2 protein-coding genes and 1 pseudogene are annotated in these 1,719 nt (G+C 62.2%); all 3 read right to left on the bottom strand.

Translation table 11 applies throughout. From position 1 onward, the window contains the following. Window positions 1-188, bottom strand: a pseudogene (locus C2U70_RS32705) (tRNA pseudouridine(55) synthase TruB); the annotation flags it as partial. Beyond that, complete coding sequence (gene rbfA / locus C2U70_RS32700) at window positions 185-604, bottom strand: 30S ribosome-binding factor RbfA (protein WP_140982914.1); 420 nt, start codon at window positions 602-604, stop codon at window positions 185-187. The gene rbfA and the pseudogene C2U70_RS32705, both read right to left, overlap by 4 nt. Window positions 605-760: 156 nt before the next feature. Then, a partial coding sequence (locus C2U70_RS32695) for a translation initiation factor IF-2 (protein WP_246666928.1) occupies window positions 761-1,719 on the bottom strand: 959 nt, incomplete at its 5' end.

Genomic DNA, 1,719 nt, shown 5'->3' with positions numbered 1-1,719 from the left:
TCGCGCCGGTCGCGGCGCGGCTGCTGATTGTTCTTCTGCTGCTTGGCGCGCGGATCGTTGTTGACGCGGCGTGCCTCCTGATGATGCGGCGTGGTGTCGCTGCGCAGCTCATCGAAATTATTTTTCTGCACGTCGCGCGAATCGGTCTCTTCGGTGCCGATCGCGCCGTGGGCCGGGTCCATGATCATTGTTCTTCTTCCTGATCCTTATCCAGATCTCTTTGCACCGCAGGCGTTCGCAATAACTTCTCGATCCGTTCCGCTTCGTCGAATCGCTCGTCGACGCGGAAGCGAATGTCAGGTGCAAATTTCAGGTTAACGCGCCGCGCGACTTCGCCGCGCAGGAATTTCTTGTTGCGCTCGAGCGCAGCGATGACGATCTCGGTGTCGCGACCGCCGAGCGGCATCACGTAGATGGTGGCGAGTTTCAGGTCCGGCGACATCCGCACCTCCGGCACGGTGATGATGTGACCTTCGAGGTCCGCATCATGCACGCTGCCTTGCGCCAGAATATCGGCTATCGCATGGCGAACCTGCTCGCCGACGCGCAACTGTCGTTGCGAGCCGCCGGGCGCGGAACTCTTTTTCTGGTGGTGGCGGGGCATAATCTTGAAATCACCTCGTCGTGCCCGCGTTGGGACACGAGCATTGTCATTTGTCCTGTTGAAACGAATGAGACGTCGACGGCCGGAACAATTCCGGCCGTCGCGCTCTCATATTGTCAGTTCAAAATGATCGTCGCGCTTCGGTAAGATTTGGACTTACAGGGAGCGCTGGATCGTCTCCACGCGATAACACTCGATCACGTCACCGGCACGCATGTCGTGGTAGTTCTCGAAGGCCATGCCGCATTCCTGACCGGACTGGACTTCCTTCACTTCGTCCTTGAAGCGCTTCAGCGTCGACAGCTTGCCTTCGTGCACGACGACGTTGTCGCGGATCAGGCGCACATTGGCGCCACGTTCCACGGTCCCGTCGGTGACGCGGCAACCGGCAACCTTGCCGACCTTGGAGATGTTGAAGATCTCCAGGATTTCGGCATTGCCCAGCATGGTTTCGCGCAAGGTCGGCGCGAGCAGGCCGCTCATCGCCTTCTTCACGTCGTCCACGAGGTCGTAGATGATGTTGTAGTAGCGGATCTCGATGCCGTTGCGCTTGGCGGCGGCAGCCGCTTCCTTGTTCGCACGAACCGAGAAGCCGATGATCGCGGCGTTGAAGCCTTCCGCGAGCGTGACGTCGGATTCCGAGATACCGCCGACGCCTGCATGCAGGATGCGGGCGGCGACCTCGTCGGTGCCGAGCTTCTCGAGCGAGCCCAGAATCGCTTCCAGCGAGCCCTGCACGTCGGCCTTGACGATCAGCGGGAATTCCTTGCGGCCCGCGGTCTTCAACTGCGACATCATCTGCTCGAGCGAGCCGCGCATGCCCGAGATCGAGGCAGCCGCGTTCTCGCGCTTCTGGTGTGCACGGTAGCTCGTGACCTGGCGGGCGCGGGCTTCGTTCTCGACGACGGCGAGACGATCGCCGGCTTCCGGCGGACCGTTGAAGCCGAGCACCTCGACCGGGACCGAGGGGCCGGCTTCCTGCACGGTCTCGCCCTGATCCGAGATCAGCGCACGGACACGGCCCATTTCGGCGCCGGCGACGATGATGTCACCGACGCGAAGCGTGCCGCGCTGGACCAGCACGGTGGCAACCGGACCACGGCCGCGATCGAGCT

Source organism: Bradyrhizobium guangdongense, from assembly GCF_006483445.1.
In the GTDB taxonomy this organism is placed as follows: domain Bacteria; phylum Pseudomonadota; class Alphaproteobacteria; order Rhizobiales; family Xanthobacteraceae; genus Bradyrhizobium; species Bradyrhizobium guangdongense_A.
This window is presented reverse-complemented; position numbering and strand designations above follow the sequence as displayed.

Excerpts from the sequence above, each read along its gene's own strand:
- rbfA (WP_140982914.1), bottom strand. The coding sequence starts at position 604 with ATGCCCCGCCACCACCAGAAAAAGAGTTCCGCGCCCGGCGGCTCGCAA.